General features: G+C 64.1%; 15 protein-coding genes and 1 pseudogene. 9 read left to right on the top strand and 7 right to left on the bottom strand.

Annotation, left to right across the window (positions count from 1 at the left end):
* The first annotated feature begins 10 nt into the window (after positions 1-10).
* Together resB and ccsB are read left to right on the top strand one after the other, a co-directional pair.
* A complete protein-coding gene (gene resB / locus CH268_RS08220; RefSeq protein ID WP_045841170.1) occupies positions 11-1633 on the top strand; it encodes a cytochrome c biogenesis protein ResB in 1623 nt (540 codons plus the stop codon).
* A gap of 4 nt (positions 1634-1637) precedes the next feature.
* Positions 1638-2600, top strand: a complete 963-nt coding sequence (ccsB, locus tag CH268_RS08215; protein WP_032373342.1) for a c-type cytochrome biogenesis protein CcsB — start codon at positions 1638-1640, stop codon at positions 2598-2600.
* Between the two features lie 6 nt (positions 2601-2606).
* On the opposite strand, the pseudogene CH268_RS08210 reads toward ccsB, so the two are convergent.
* The 3 genes and pseudogenes from CH268_RS08210 to CH268_RS08200 all read right to left on the bottom strand — a co-directional run bounded on the left by CH268_RS08210 (position 2607) and on the right by CH268_RS08200 (position 5553).
* Positions 2607-2906, bottom strand: a pseudogene (locus CH268_RS08210) (DUF3703 domain-containing protein).
* A 48-nt stretch (positions 2907-2954) separates the two neighbouring features.
* A complete protein-coding gene (locus CH268_RS08205; protein ID WP_094663260.1) occupies positions 2955-5162 on the bottom strand; it encodes a heavy metal translocating P-type ATPase in 2208 nt (735 codons plus the stop codon).
* The gene (locus CH268_RS08200; protein ID WP_032373340.1) at positions 5155-5553 is read right to left on the bottom strand and encodes an ArsR/SmtB family transcription factor; all 399 of its coding nucleotides are present in this window, start codon (positions 5551-5553) and stop codon (positions 5155-5157) included. Before CH268_RS08200 ends, CH268_RS08205 begins: the two co-directional genes overlap by 8 nt.
* A 136-nt stretch (positions 5554-5689) precedes the next feature.
* On the opposite strand from CH268_RS08200, the gene CH268_RS08195 reads away from it, so the two are divergent.
* The 6 genes from CH268_RS08195 to CH268_RS08170 all read left to right on the top strand — a co-directional run bounded on the left by CH268_RS08195 (position 5690) and on the right by CH268_RS08170 (position 10498).
* Positions 5690-6349: a DsbA family protein gene (locus CH268_RS08195; RefSeq protein WP_008720127.1), complete on the top strand. Its 660-nt coding sequence runs from the start codon at positions 5690-5692 to the stop codon at positions 6347-6349.
* Complete coding sequence (locus CH268_RS08190; protein WP_008720128.1) at positions 6324-6959, top strand: vitamin K epoxide reductase family protein; 636 nt, start codon at positions 6324-6326, stop codon at positions 6957-6959. Before CH268_RS08195 ends, CH268_RS08190 begins: the two co-directional genes overlap by 26 nt.
* A gap of 55 nt (positions 6960-7014) precedes the next feature.
* Positions 7015-7644 carry a TlpA family protein disulfide reductase gene (locus tag CH268_RS08185; RefSeq protein ID WP_094663258.1) on the top strand — a complete coding sequence of 210 codons (630 nt, stop codon included), beginning with the start codon at positions 7015-7017 and terminating at the stop codon, positions 7642-7644.
* On the top strand, positions 7641-8273 hold the full coding sequence (locus tag CH268_RS08180; RefSeq protein ID WP_080733221.1) for a TlpA disulfide reductase family protein: 633 nt from the start codon (positions 7641-7643) through the stop codon (positions 8271-8273). Before CH268_RS08185 ends, CH268_RS08180 begins: the two co-directional genes overlap by 4 nt.
* Positions 8270-9157, top strand: a complete 888-nt coding sequence (locus CH268_RS08175; protein ID WP_032373339.1) for a cytochrome c biogenesis CcdA family protein — start codon at positions 8270-8272, stop codon at positions 9155-9157. The genes CH268_RS08180 and CH268_RS08175 overlap by 4 nt, the downstream gene beginning before the upstream one ends.
* 99 nt (positions 9158-9256) lie before the next feature.
* Positions 9257-10498 carry an Nramp family divalent metal transporter gene (locus CH268_RS08170; RefSeq protein ID WP_008720147.1) on the top strand — a complete coding sequence of 414 codons (1242 nt, stop codon included), beginning with the start codon at positions 9257-9259 and terminating at the stop codon, positions 10496-10498.
* Between the two features lie 105 nt (positions 10499-10603).
* Here CH268_RS08170 and CH268_RS08165 read toward each other — a convergent pair whose 3' ends face one another.
* Positions 10604-11050, bottom strand: a complete 447-nt coding sequence (locus CH268_RS08165; RefSeq protein ID WP_197077431.1) for a bleomycin resistance protein — start codon at positions 11048-11050, stop codon at positions 10604-10606.
* Positions 11051-11265: 215 nt separating this feature from the next.
* Between CH268_RS08165 and CH268_RS08160 the strand changes: the two genes are divergently transcribed.
* Positions 11266-11826 (top strand): recombinase family protein, encoded by a 561-nt coding sequence (locus CH268_RS08160; RefSeq protein WP_094663256.1) that lies wholly within the window; start codon positions 11266-11268, stop codon positions 11824-11826.
* Between the two features lie 136 nt (positions 11827-11962).
* On the opposite strand, the gene CH268_RS08155 is transcribed toward CH268_RS08160, so the two are convergent.
* The 3 genes from CH268_RS08155 to CH268_RS08145 all read right to left on the bottom strand — a co-directional run bounded on the left by CH268_RS08155 (position 11963) and on the right by CH268_RS08145 (position 14157).
* Complete coding sequence (locus tag CH268_RS08155) at positions 11963-12427, bottom strand: DUF5956 family protein (protein ID WP_032373337.1); 465 nt, start codon at positions 12425-12427, stop codon at positions 11963-11965.
* A gap of 75 nt (positions 12428-12502) precedes the next feature.
* Positions 12503-13009 carry a hypothetical protein gene (locus tag CH268_RS08150; RefSeq protein WP_032373336.1) on the bottom strand — a complete coding sequence of 169 codons (507 nt, stop codon included), beginning with the start codon at positions 13007-13009 and terminating at the stop codon, positions 12503-12505.
* A 566-nt stretch (positions 13010-13575) separates the two neighbouring features.
* Positions 13576-14157, bottom strand: a complete 582-nt coding sequence (locus tag CH268_RS08145) for a hypothetical protein (protein WP_141215099.1) — start codon at positions 14155-14157, stop codon at positions 13576-13578.
* Positions 14158-14800 lie beyond the last annotated feature (643 nt).

The following is a 14800-nucleotide window of genomic DNA, read 5'->3' as shown; positions in this document are numbered from 1 at the left end:
GCGTGCGGAGATGACGATCGACGAACACCCCCGTGCGCACTCGCCGGGACTGGTGCGCAGAACAGTGGCGATGCTGCGCAACCGGTGGCGACAACTGACGTCGATGCGGACAGCGTTGGTGCTGCTGTTCCTCCTCGCCGCCGCAGCTGTCCCCGGCGCTTTGCTGCCGCAGCGCAATCTCAATACCCAGGCCGTCGATTCTTTCATTGCCGCGCGTCCGGTTCTCGGGCCGGTGATGGACACGCTGGAATTGTTCGACGTGTTCGCGAGTTCCTGGTTCACCGCGATCTACGTCCTGTTGTTCGTGTCGCTGATCGGCTGTCTGACTCCCCGGTTGATCGAGCACGGCAAAGCTCTTCGCGCACAACCTGTTCGAGTACCGCGAAACCTCACTCGACTACCGTTGCATCATTCGGGCACCCTCGCCGGTGACCCCGAGAAGGTGATCGCCGACATCGCGCGGCACTTGAAAGGGTGGCGTACCGCCGTTCGACCCGAGCCCGATGGGGCACTGACTCTCTCGGCGGAGAAGGGCTACACCCGCGAGGCCGGGAACCTGCTGTTTCACTTCTCGCTGATCGGTCTGCTCGCGGCCATCGCGATCGGCAAACTGTTCGGCTACGAAGGCTCGGTCATCGTCATCGCCGACAACGGGCCCGGTTTCTGCAACACCTCGCCCGCGATCTACGACTCCTTTCGCGCCGGCAACAGCACCGACGGCACCGGACTCGAGCCGTTCTGTATCCGGGTCAGAGATTTCACCGCCGACTACCTCGAGAACGGTCAGGCCGAGATGTTCACCTCGAACATCTCCTACCAGAGCGCCGACGACATCGCCGCCGACACCTGGCGCGACTATCAACTCAAAGTCAACGAACCCCTCCGGCTCGGCGACGAACGCATCTACCTCACCGGACACGGCTACGCCCCCGAGTTCACCGTCACCTTCCCCGACGGCCAGACCCGCACCGAAGCGCTGCAGTTCCGCCCCGACGACGCCACCACGTTCCTCAGCAGCGGCGCGCTGCGATTCGACCCACCCGGGGGGACCTACGCCACCGCCGAGGAGCGCCGCCGAGGGCAGATCGCCATCGAAGGACTCTTCGCGCCCACCGCGCAATTCAACGGCAACCTGCTCTCCTCCCGCTTCCCGGAACTGGTCGATCCCGCGGTGGCAGTGGACATCTACAAAGGCGACACCGGTCTCGACACCGGCATCCCGCAGTCGATCTTCTCCCTGGACCAGGAGATGATCAACCAGGGCCGGCTGGTCAAGCAGGACCGGGTCAACCTGCGGCCCGGAGAATCGACGACCCTCTCCGACGGCACCGTCGTCCGGTTCGACGGTGCCAAGGAATTCGCGAACCTCCAGGTCGGATACGACCCCGCGCAGCGGTGGGTGCTCGTGTTCGCGGTCACGATGATGACCGGACTACTGGTGTCCCTGGTCATCACACGTCGCCGTGTCTGGTTCCGGGTCCACCCCGGCGAGCGCGGTCTCTCGCCAGTGGACATGGGTGGCCTGGCTCGCACCGATCACGCCGGCTGGGGACCGGAATTCCAGACCCTTCGGTTGAAGATCTGGCCGCACACGCAGAGCCCGTCCGAGAACCACGACAGAGAAACGGTGTAGCACCATGCCGATCGACGACACCCTCGCCCGGTGGAGCGACATCAGCTTCGAGACCGCCTTCGTGGTCTATCTCCTCGCCGCGATCGCATTCCTCGCACAGCTCGCAACGACCCGTAGCGCGGAACTGCACAATACGGAGCGACTTCGTGCTCGGATCATTGCTGCCACGTCGACGACGCCCGGACGCATTCCCGACGCACCCCGGCGAGTTCCATCCGAACGTTTCGGGCGTAGCGGACTCGGGCTGGTGATGGTGGCACTGACCCTGCATATCGGGTCGATCATCCTTCGCGGGATCGCCACCGGCAGGCCGCCGTGGGGCAACATGTACGAATTCGTCTCGGTCACCTGCGCAGCAGGTGTAGTCGCTGCACTGGTGGTGCTGCGCTCGACGCAGCTACGCACCCTGTGGTTGTTCGTTCTGGTGCCGACGTTGATCCTGCTGTTCGTCGCCGGCACCGTGCTGTACGCCGACGCAGCACCGGTGGTACCGGCACTGCAGTCGTACTGGCTGCCGGTGCACGTCTCCATCGTCTCGCTCGGCAGCGGGGTGTTCCTGATCTCCGGGGTTGCGAGCATACTGTTCCTGATCCGCATGAAGCATCCCGAGGACTCGGGCAGCCGCGTGAGCCGGATCGCAGCCCGCCTGCCCTCCGCGCAGACACTGGACATCGTGGCCTACAAGACCACGATCTTCGCCTTCCCGCTCTTCGGCGTCGGCGTCATCCTCGGCGCTATCTGGGCCGAAGCCGCGTGGGGCCGGTTCTGGGGCTGGGATCCGAAAGAAACGGTCTCCTTCATCACCTGGATCGTCTACGCCTCCTACCTGCACGCCCGCGCCACCAGCGGGTGGCGCAACACCCGCGCAGCATGGATCAACATCGCCGGATTCGTGGCGATGCTGTTCAATCTGTTCATCATCAACATGGTCGTCTCCGGCCTGCACTCCTACGCAGGCCTGAACTGATGACCGCTATCTGCCTCTCAGCGCGTCCGTACGGTCCTGCGGAATGGGCATCGGCGACATCGGTCCCGCCTCGACCCGGCCGGTGTTACCGGCCGGGTATCGCCCCGACCACGATCCTGGAGCAGCGATCACGATCCGGATCACCTGACCCCAGGATTCGCGCCGATCATGTTCTACCGCCGCAGCTTTCACCATCGCGGCGTGGTTGAGAGCATGCAATCACGGATAGTGCTGCGAGAGGATGTGTGTTCGTTCGAGGTGGTGCCAGCGCACCTCTGTTGTCGATGCCGCTGCTGCTGGGGTCATGTCGATCCCGTAGAGCCTGCATGCAGTCCGATCACCGCCCGCAGGTCTCTACCTTCCCTGACCGAGTTCGCTTCGCGCGGGAGTCGATGTGCAGCAGGTACATCCATCCGAGCACCCGGAGCTGCTGCCGTCGTCTGCTCCGATCGCCGAGGGTGACGGTGCGGTGGTGGCGGCCAGTAGGTTCCCAGATGCGAGAGGCGCAGCGTTCCTCGGCGTCGGGGCCGGAGCGCAGCAGGCATCCTCGAAGGCCGCTGCGGGTGCGATCGTGACATTGAGGGCACCGGATGCCGTAGGCGGTGGGACGAACCCGTCCAACGGTGTGGTGCGGGCGGCACGAATCGCATTGGCGATCACCAGGACTTCGGCGAGTTCGTGGACGAGCACCACAGTCGCCAAACCGAGGACGCCGGTGGCAGCCAGTGGGACGAGCACGCCGATGATCGCGATCGACAGGGCGATGTTCTGGACCATGATGCCGCGGGCATGCCGAGCGTGGGCCAGCACCTGCGGTAGATGCCGGAGGTCTTCCCCCATGAGGGCAACATCGGCGGTCTCGATGGCAACGTCGGTTCCCATTGCGCCCATGGCGATACCGACATCTGCGGTCGCCAAGGCGGGAGCGTCGTTGATGCCGTCGCCGACCATGGCAATCTTGCGTCCGGCCGCGATGTCGGCGAGCAGGGCCGCTTTGTCCTCGGGCAGTAGTTCGGCGTGGACGGCGGTGATACCCGCCTGGGTCGCCAGGGCCTGCGCAGTGAGTGCGTTGTCGCCGGTGAGCATCGCAGTGTCGATACCGAGCGCGGTGAGTTGGCGGACAGCCTCGGCGGCCTCGGGCCGCAGTTCGTCGCGGACGGCGATCGCAGCGATCAGGACTCCGGCGCGTTCGACGAGAACGACTGTGGCACCGCTGCTTTGGAGACGAGCGACGTCGGCGCGGAACTCCTCGGAGCTGGGGTGGGTGTCGAACCAGCTCGGTTTCCCGAGCCTGATCGCGGCTCCGTCGAGGGTGCCGGTCAGGCCGTGTCCGGCGATGGCAGTGACATCATCGGCTGCCGCGACGGTCGATACGGAAGCGAGGATGGCGCGGGCGAGTGGATGCTCGCTGCGCGCTTCGAGCGCAGCAGCAACGGCCAGCGCGGCGTCGCGGCCGATTCCCGCAGCGGTGACGACGTCGACGACCTCCGGTCGTCCTGCGGTGAGGGTGCCGGTCTTGTCCACGGCGACGACGCGGATGCGGCCCAGCTCTTCTACTGCTGCACCGCCTTTGATCAATGCCCCGTTGCGGCTCGCAGCCCCGATCGCCGCCACCACCGACAGCGGCACCGAGATGGCCAACGCGCACGGTGATGCCGCGACCAGGACCACCAGTGCGCGTTCGAGCCACAACATGGGGTCACCGAGCACCGCACCGACGCCGGCGACGAGGGCGGCGAGAATCATGATCGAAGGCACGAGGGGACGTGCGATCCGGTCCGCGAGCCGCTGGCCGGCCCCTTTGCGGTCCTGGGCCTGTTCGACGATGCGGACGATGCGCGCAAGCGAACTCTCCGATGCCGGCGCGGTGACGGTGATCTCGATGGCTCCGCCGCCGTTGATGGCACCGGCATGCACCTCGTCGCCGACACCGGCTTCGATGGGCACGGACTCGCCGGTGATCGCGGACACGTCCAGATTCGTCGAACCGCGTGCGATGGTGCCGTCCGTGGCAGCTCGCTCGCCCGGTCGCAGCACCATGGTGTCCCCGATCACGACATCGTCGGGGGGCAGGGCCTGCTCGGTTCCACCGCGCAGGACCGACACTGTCGGCGGCACCAAGGACAGAAGTGCGCGTAGTCCGCGGCGGGTCTTGGTGACCGCGTACTCCTCGAGTCCCTCGGCGACGGAAAACAGGATGCCGAGCATCGCGGCCTCGGGGATCTGGCCCAATGCGATGGCACCGAGGAGCGCGATCGTCATCAGCGTGCCGACACCGATGCGGCCGTGTCGCAGATTTCTCACCGTCGCGGGAACGAAGGTGACGGCCGCGATCGCGGCAGCGATCAGAGCGCCGACGGTCGCGACCGCATCGGCACCCGTTCGACCGAGCAACCACGATGCGGCGAGGATGATCGCGGCTACCGATGCGAGTTGCAGCTCGCGGACCTGCCACAACCTCTGGGGTACGTCGGTCGGAGCCGGACCTGCCGTGCCCGTACCGTCGGCGGCCGGTTCGGTGGTCGGCGCAGCGGGGGTCGGTCCGCAGCACGCGTCAGCCATGATCGACCCCGGTGAGATCAGCGGTGGCCGAGGCGGTGGCCAGTGGCTCGGTCAGTATCGAGAGCAGTCGGGCGCCGCGATCGGTGAGCGAATACATGACCAACTTTCCCTCTCTGTTCGATGTGACGGCGTCCGCGGCTTTGAGTTTGCGGAGATGGTGGGAGACCAGCTTCTGGCTCTGTCCCACGATCCACGCAACATCGCAGCCGCACATCTGCCCGCCGGCGTTCAACGCGAGCGCGATGGTCAGTCGGGTGGGGTCACCGAAAGCTCGGGCAGCGTCGGCGACCGGTTCGATATCGCCGAGAGCAGGCAAGGCTGCGCGCACCCTCTCGGCGTGAGGGAGGTCCATACACAACAGATCGCACGAGTCCAAAGGTTCCAAGGCCATGGGCACAATCTAACAATCATGCGATCGTCAGGGAAGACCTTTCGGTCGACGTTCGTACGATTGTTAGTCTCACAACGGGTCGAAACGCCCATATCGGGCCCGTTGATCAGTCCGAACGAGTCGAGAAGGTAGTTGTATGAGCCGAGCGTTGAAGATTTCCCTGTCCCTGGTGGTCGTGTTCGCCGCCGCGTTGGCTGTATTTCTGGTGGTGGACCGATCGGGCACGCCGGATGCTGCCGCCGCCGAGCAGGCCGCCGCCGACCCTGCCTCGATCGCGGTGCGCGAGAACAGTCATCGGTTGAACTCGGTGCCCGACGGCCGGGTCACGTTCGTGGAGTTCCTCGACTTCGAGTGCGAGGCCTGCCGGTCTGTCTACCCAGCGATCGAACAATTGCGTGAGGAGTACGGCGACCGGGTGAGCTTCGTGGCCCGCTACTTTCCCATCGCCTCGCACTTCAATGCCGAACGCGCCGCACGCGCTGTCGAAGCCGCAGCACAGCAGGGCGGCTTCGAGGACATGTATCAGCGCATGTACGAGACGCAGGCGCAGTGGGGCGAACAGCAGGTTCCGCAGGACGAGTTGTTTCGGAGCTTCGCCGTCGAGCAAGGACTCGACATGAGCGCCTTCGATGCCGCTTACACCGACCCTGCGACGCTCGAACGCATCGAGGCCGACGTCGCCGACGGGATCGCGCTCGGCGTCCAGGGCACCCCGACGTTCTTCCTCAACGGCACCAAGATCGAACCCACCACCTACGGAGACCTCACCGATGCCCTCGACGCTGCACTCGGCTGACCGCGCAGCCGCTCTCACCCGACGCAGCGGACCGTTCGCCCGAAGCCTGCCCTGGCTGCTGCTGGTAGGAGGCGTGATCGGACTGGCCGCCGCGTTCGTACTCACGGTAGAGAAGTTCGCCCTTGCGCTCGATCCCGCCTACGCCCCGACCTGCAGTATCAATCCGGTACTCAACTGCGGATCGGTGATGGACACCCCGCAGGCGTCTGCGTTCGGATTTCCCAATTCCCTTCTCGGGATCGCGGGCTTCGCCGTCGTGGCGGCAGTGGGTGCCGCCCTGCTCGCCGGAGCCGTGTTCGCGCAGTGGTTCTGGAGTGCACTGCAGGTCGGTGTCACTGCTGCTGCGGTCTTCGTGCACTGGCTGATCGTGCAGAGCCTCTACGACATCGGCGCGCTGTGCCCGTACTGCATGGCGGTGTGGGCGGTCACCGTACCGATCTTCTGGTACGTCACGCTGCGCAACCTCGACCGCGGGGCTCCGAGTGCGGGCCGGCGGCAGTGGGCGGGAGTGTTGATGCGCAATCACTCGATTGCGCTGACCGTGTGGTTTCTCGTCCTCATCGCCCTGATCGCGCAGCGTTTCTGGTCGTACTGGTCCACGCTCCTATGATCCGCGACGTACCGTTCGCCCCTCTGCCGATCTCTCGAGAAAGAAGGTCACGGCGATGACGCGCGGCTGGTCGATCGTCATGCTCGTCGTTGTCGTTGCATCGATCGTCGCACTGTGGCCCCGCTCCGGTGGCGTCGAGGGCGGCCCATCCGACGTCATCGCCAACAATGTCGCGCCGGTCGGACCCGAACCCACACTGTCCCGCCCGCCGGATGACGCGGCACGAGCAACAGCGCTACCGCTGTGTCCGCAGCCGGTGCCACACGAAGGTGGGCCGCTGGCGGGAGTGATGGCGCGCTGCATCGGCAGTGCCGACGATGTCGATCTCGTCGACGTTCTCGGCAGCGAGGTGACGCTGATCAACCTGTGGGCATCCTGGTGCGGCCCGTGCCGCACCGAGATGCCCGTAGTCGATGCCTACGCCGCAGAACCCGACGCGATCCCAGTCATCGGAATCAACGTCGAGGACCGACCCGCGGACGCGGCCGCGCTGCTCACGCAACTGGGCATCCGCTATCCGAGCTACATCGACGGCGGCAGCGTCCAGGACGCGCTCTCGGCACCGCCGGTCCTTCCCCTGAGTTTTCTCGTCCGCCCGGACGGAACGATCGAGCGCATCACCGACCCGACAGTGTTCGAGACGACAGACCAGATCCGCACTGCAATAAAGGACTTCACCTCATGACACGTTTCCTACCCGTGTGGGTCGGTACTCGACGACAAGGCGGCACGCCCACCGCGGCAATCGGATCGATTCTTGCCGTCGTACTACTGATCTCCGGATGCTCCGCTGGTGCCGACGCTGCACCGTCCGGCGGGAGCTTCGACTTCGTCGCGCCCGGTGGCCGAACCGACATCGTCTACGACCCTCCCGAAACACGCGGAACCATAGGCGAGCTCGCCGGCCCCGATCTGATGGAGGAGGGCAAGACGACCGCTCTGGCGGACTACGACGGAAAGGTCGTCGTGATCAATCTCTGGGGTCAATGGTGTGGCCCCTGCCGCGGCGAAGCCGACGACCTCGAAGAGGTCTACGAGGCCACCCGTGAGCGCGGTGTGCAGTTCCTCGGTATCAATGTCCGAGATCCGCAGAAGGACAAAGCGCAGGACTTCGTGGTCGACAACAACGTCACTTACCCTTCGATCTACGACCCCTCGATGCGGACGCTGATCGCCCTCGGCGGGAACTATCCGACCAGCGTCATTCCCTCGACGCTGGTACTCGATCGCCAGCACCGGGTGGCCGCGGTCTTCATGCGAGCCCTGCTCACCGAAGACCTGCTTCCCGTCGTCGAACGGATAGCCGCGGAATGACGACTCTTCTCGCCCAAGACATCGGGTCGACGTTCCAGAACGCGGCATCGAGTGGGCCCCTACTGCTGGCGATCGCGGCATGCATGCTCGCCGGGTTGGTCTCGTTCGCCTCACCGTGCGTGGTGCCGCTGGTGCCGGGATACCTGTCCTACCTGGCAGGCATCGCCGGCGCCGACGCCCAATCAGCCCGCGACGCCCAATCAGCCCGCGGCACCCAATCGGCCTGCGAGGCTCAGTCAGCCGATGCCCGGACACCCAGCACCGCGACCGCCGGTACGTCGTCGACGGGTCTCGTGAATCGCTGGCGTGTGGCCGGTGCAGCGTCGTTGTTCGTCGCCGGGTTCACCATCGTCTTCGTCCTCGCCACAGCCTCGGTCTTCGGAGTCATCGGCACCTTGCGCATCAACGAGCAAGTACTCCAACGCGTGGGCGGGGTCATCACGATCATCATGGGTGCGGCGTTCATCGGGTTGATACCCGCACTGCAACGCGACACCCGATTCGCACCCCGGCAGATCTCGTCCCTTGCAGGAGCGCCGCTGCTCGGTGGGGTGTTCGCGCTCGGCTGGACGCCGTGCCTGGGTCCGACCCTTGCCGGCGTGCTGTCCGTGGCGGCAGGCACCGAAGGTGCAACCGCAGCCCGCGGGGTCACTCTCATCGTCGCGTACTGCCTGGGACTCGGCCTACCGTTCGTCGTTCTTGCGTTCGGTTCGAGTTCGGCGATGCGCGGTGTGGGGTGGCTTCGGAGGAACTCTCAGAGGATCAAGGTGGCGGGCGGTGTCATCATGATCGCCGTCGGCATCGCACTGCTGACCGGGGTGTGGGGGTTGTTCATCGCCTGGATCCGCAACGAATTCGTCAGTGCAGTGATCCTGCCCATCTGATCGTGATGTCGCCGAACCGCCACGCCGCATTGCATTGTTCGGGAGGCCGAACTATATTTTCAGGGTTCTGACATATTGTTGGTGCCGGAGGGTGTGGTCATGTCTGTGCTGCAGCGCCGATCGTCTCGGCCGCCCTCGAGGTTTCGGTCTGGCCTCGTTCTGCTCGGTCCTGCTTTCGTCGCCGCGATCGCCTACGTCGACCCCGGCAATGTCGCCTCCAACGTCAGCGCCGGCGCGCAGTTCGGGTACCTGCTGGTCTGGGTGATCGTCGCCGCGAACGTGATGGCCGGCCTCGTGCAGTTCCTCTCCGCCAAACTCGGCATCGTCACCGGAATGACACTGCCCGAAGTGGTCCGCGAGAAGTCGAGCAAGAGTGTGCGACTGGCATATTGGGGGCAAGCAGAAGTGGTCGCCATGGCGACCGACCTCGCAGAGATCGTCGGCGGTGCGATCGCTCTTTACTTGCTCTTCGACCTGCCGCTCCTGATCGGCGGCCTCATCACCGGAGCCGTATCGATGATCTTGTTGCTGGTCCAGGATCGCCGGGGCCAGCGCCCGTTCGAGTTCGTGATTCTCGGTCTACTCGGTGTCATCGCCGTCGGATTTCTTGCCAGCGTCGTCGTGGAACCGCCATCGTTCACCGCCGCTGCCGCCGGGTTGATTCCGCGGTTCGACGGCGCGGAAAGCGTATTGATAGCCGCCGCTATGCTCGGTGCGACGATCATGCCGCACGCGGTCTATCTGCACTCCGGCCTTGCACGTGACCGGCACGGACACCCCGAGGCAGGGCCTGTCCGGCAGCGGTTGTTGCGGATCACCCGGATCGATGTCGGGTTGGCGATGCTGCTGGCCGGTGCAGTGAACATGTCGATGCTGCTGTTGGCGGCCTCGACGCTGGGAGGCCGAGAGGGCGTCGATTCCATCGAAGGAGCTCACACAGCAGTAGGAGACACTCTGGGGCCGGTGGTAGCGCTGCTGTTCGCGGTGGGCCTGCTGGCCTCGGGCCTGGCATCGACATCGGTCGGGGCATACGCCGGCGCGATGATCATGGACGGCCTACTACGTCAGCGCATTCCGATTCTGGTGCGACGACTGGTGACACTTGTTCCCGCACTGGCAATTCTGGCCGCGGGGGTCGACCCCAGTCGGGCACTGGTCGTCTCACAAGTCGTCCTGTCCTTCGGTATTCCGTTCGCGCTCATTCCCTTGGTGCGGTTCACCTCGGACCGCATCCTGATGGGCGGCGATGTCAATCACCGGATCACGGCATACGCGGCATGGCTCATCGCGGGAATCGTCGTCGCACTCAATGTCGCGTTGATCTATCTGACCGTCGCCTGACTGCGCGCGGGTGGACAAGTCCAGCATGCGCTTATTTCAGGACGATGACCACGCGTAGCGCGTCGACGGACGTCCGGGTCATCGAGTTTCTGCTCGAGGGTGCGGTCAGGGTGCGCCGTTGCCTGCCGTGGTGGGCTCGTGTTGGCTTTTTTCATCGGTATGGAAAGTGATCAGATTGCCGTCGGTGTCGACAGCTGCGAACTCCGTCGTTCCCCAGTCCGTCGAGACGGGACGACCCGCGTCTGCGGGATGGAGCACTCCCGCGCGGGACATCTCGGCGTAAAGGTCGTTGATCTCGTCCACGGCGATGCGGCAGCTGGCTGTGCCGGCAAGGAACGTCTCGGCTCCGCTGCATACGGGCCATGCCGCAGGGTCTGAACGGGTATTCCAGCTGTCGTCGTCGGCGGCCCACAAGTGGATCTCGACGTCGTCGCGGGTAAGTCTCGCGAAAGTCGGGTCGGTGTACCGGGTCGTGAAGCCGAACGCGCGGACGTATATCTCTACAGCGGTGTCGATGTCTCGTACCGGCAGCGCAGGTACCACTTTCGACATGCCCATAGGCAACACTAACGCCGACGAGCCGGAGTAGGAGCCGAACCCACATCAATTGCTGGCGCTCAGTGCATTCGACTTCTGACACAGTGAACGCGACTCCTGAAACTGACAGGATCGATATCGAGACTCAATCGTGATGTGTCTCAGAAACCTGTCTCAAGCTCTGACGCGCCGCCTGTGCCTTGTCGGCCGTTTCTGAGACAGTCATCCTCGTGAGCGCCGTTTTGGGATACATGAGGGTCTCGACCACCGATCAGTCGCTGGATCTACAGAGAGACGCACTGACAGCCGCCGGCTGCTTCCGCATCTGGGAAGAGGTCGCATCCGGAGCAGACAAAGACCGACCTCAGTTGCAGCTGCTCCTCGAGAGCGTGCGCGCCGGCGACGTCGTCGCAGTATGGCGACTCGATCGACTCGGCCGCTCACTGAGCCACCTCATCGAAACCGTCAACCTCATCGAAACCAAAGGTGCAACACTGCGCAGCATCACCGAAGGCATCGACACCTCGACAGTCGGAGGACGCCTGACCTACAACATCTTCGGCTCCCTCGCCGAATTCGAACGAGACCTCGTCAAAGAACGCACCATGGCCGGCCTCGCAGCCGCACGAGCCCGCGGCCGCATCGGTGGCCAACCAGCCAAGATCGACGCCGACAAAGCTCGTCACATCCGCAGAATGCTCGACGACGGCACACCCAAAACCGAAATCGCATCAGTACTCGGAATCGGCCGCGCCACCCTCTACCGGAACCTCAGTTCGCCTGCGGGTTAAGCGATTAGCTCCCATCACGGTGTACGTCCGGCCCCGGGTTCCTTTGGCGAGACACTTCCACCGGGTACACCAAAACGGCGACAGGAGGGGTCGCACGTCCTCTGTCTCTGCCAAGGAAAATTGGCGGCTCGCAAGGTCAGGACCGGAACAAATTTCCGTACAGCTGTGCAATGGATTCGAAGACTTCTACGGGATCCACATAATTGTTCTTGTCTCGTAACGCGTCTTCGAGGGCATCTTCGTTCACGATGTTGTCGGGGACCAGCACGTGCCACTTGTAACCCCGCGGTTGTGGACGAACTCCTGCCGAGGCCAAGTATGCATTGATGTCCTCGTTCTGTGCACGCAAATCTTCTTCAGTGAAGGCCTCGAACCAAACTTCCTGCGGGTCACCGGTTGCCTGGTGACCGCGTGACACTTTCACGGGCGGATGCAGCGCCGCTGGATACGACGTCCGAAAGCATCGGCCCGGACCCGCAGCCCAGGCAGTCAACGCCCCATGACCGTTGGCGACGAGCGGTACGTATCGACCCGTGGGCAGACCTTCAGGTATTTCACCCTCGTCATCCGCGACCGGGTAATCGCCCCAGTATTGAGCCATACCGTCTCCTTTAGGCTGAAACGAACTCTGGCCTCGGCCGCCGAAGCGCCGAGGCCAGAGGCGACGATCAAGATGCTAACCGATCTGGAACGACCCGATGGGGTCCCCGGTCTGTGACAGCAGGGGAATCGTCCGGGGAGCTGGCGTCGCGGCAGCGTCGACTACCGAACCAACCAAATCGTCCGACCTGACGTACCCCAGCTCACCATCGGTACCGATGGCGCTGACCAGGTCAGGGAGTTCAGCATCTGCCTGCGCGGCCTCGCCGGTTCCGTAGCTCTCACCGTCCGGATTTGTTCCTTGTGCGCGCGCAGCGTCGCCGTCTGCGCGAGGTGCAGCCAGGGCAGCGGGGGCAGGGTACTGGAGGGGGTCGGACGGGAAGGTGACGTACTCCGACATGTTTCCACCGGACGGCCACACCGCCACGAATCCATGACTGTTGTAGAAGCCGGGTCCGCAGTCTCGAGTGGACGTAGCGGTCTGAGAACTCGTGTTGAACAGGTTGAACTGGTAGTCCGTCGCCGAGCACAACGCACCCTCCCGGAAGAGGCGGGCTTTGGAGCCGATAACACCCTGCGGCACAGTGCTTCCGAAGGCCGTGTAAACACGCGTCGACGCTTTGGGAACTCCGGCGTTGTTCCTGACTTGTCATTGGTCGACATATTCGAGCGCGAACGGAATCAATGCAGAATGCACCGAATGCGTTCTCTACCAACAGGTCTGCAGCAATCCGCCTCGGTTGCAGACCGGCCGGTTTTACCTACCCTAGCGGCAAAGTTGCCGATTACGCTAGCGCAAGTAATGAAACGGTCAAAAGTATTGAATCGAGTCGAATCATGCTGTATCACTGCATGTTTTGTGACGGATGTGATTCCAACGGTCCAAGAACTCGACCTACCTGCGGGTCCATACGTGAAGTTGCAGCTAGGAGCTACCGCGGCACGAGCGTGGATGGTCTCCGTCGCTCCCGCACAATCACCTCATGTGATCCACAAGCGGGAGGTGGGCACTCCGCCTGCGTCGACGACCGATCGCACGTTATGCCGCGCGGCGGTGCCGGCGACTCTGCGGGCATCTCCCGACCCGAAGTCGCTGCACCCGACACCGACATCGCAGAGGACCACCACCGAATGCGAACGTCTAAATTTCTAGACCTCATCCGGCCGCTCCGAGGCCTCGCTGGCGTCGACCAAATCGAACCAGTCTTCGTAATAAGCCGGGTCCGGCGGCATCACCTCGACGCGCTCGCCGCCGAGAGTGCAGCCGTAAATTCGGACCCCGTAAGGATTGATGTCCGCAGCAGCAAACCCTGCCAAACGAGCCGTTTTCACGGCATCGTCACGTTCTATCCCGAGGCGGACCAGGATCTCCACCGCAAACTCCTCCGCACGTCCCCGGGACGGGTGCAGGCTCTCGCCGAACTTTCGGTTGGCTTCGGCAGCTACGCGGTCGACAACGAGAATATTCTCGAACTCGACGACGTAGAGGACGTGATCTCGAAGCGCTTTCAGGTCAGCAGCTAGACCGTCGATCTTCGCAGCCAGCGCAGTAAGCGCGCTACTCGAGCTGCGCGGATATCGAGAAATAAGAAAGTGACCTCCGTTCCGACCCTTTCTGACCTCTACCATTCCTTCGGCGATCAACGGCGCATAAGCCGCGCGACCGGCATGCGGCTGAGGCCGCGAGGGCGACGGAAAAAACTCCTGGTTCAACTCGTCGAGCGTAGGCATCGGGCCGCGCTCTCCATAGTCGCCCGCTCGAATTCGCGCCCGAAGAATCGCCGTTACGTCCGCCGGAGTCACCATTTGCGCCACCTATTCTCGAAAACATCACATTAGCTCATCTGAGGTTATCGGCTCTCGGGCAGATCGGCAACCGTGCTGTTTTGCGACGTCGAAGGTGGACACCGCTGGTGTCGACGAGCTGTCGGGTGTTCCGCCTGCCGGCGGTGCCGGCCACCCTGCGGGCGTCCCCCGAACTGAGCTCCGCTGCGCTCCGCACCGTGAAAAGACATCGAATTTCTTGTCGCACATCTGGCTCCCGGCGATACTGCATCACCCGTGCCCGCCGCCTCAACCCCTCGCTCCGCTGCGCTACGGCCAAGGCTCCCAACACTTTTCGTAGAGCAGTCGCTGCGCTCCCACGAAAACTGTCCGGCCGCGGCGTTGCCCCGTCGTTCCCGTGCGCTGCTGTCTCTCCTCACGCCAGATGACGGCGACAAGAAATTGGCAGAGCAGGCCGGGGGACCGGTCACGAGGGAGAGGGGCCAGTCATGGCATCACGGACCAAGACCAGCGCAGCGGACAAGGCCGAAGCACGCCGCGAGCTGGCGGCATCGCTGCACGCCTCGATCACCGAGAAGGTAGCCGAGCT

The organism is Rhodococcus sp. 06-1460-1B (genome assembly GCF_002258475.1).
Classification (GTDB): Bacteria; Actinomycetota; Actinomycetes; order Mycobacteriales; family Mycobacteriaceae; genus Rhodococcoides; species Rhodococcoides fascians.
Note: the sequence above shows the minus strand (reverse complement) of the source record. Positions and strands in the feature narration are given on the sequence as shown.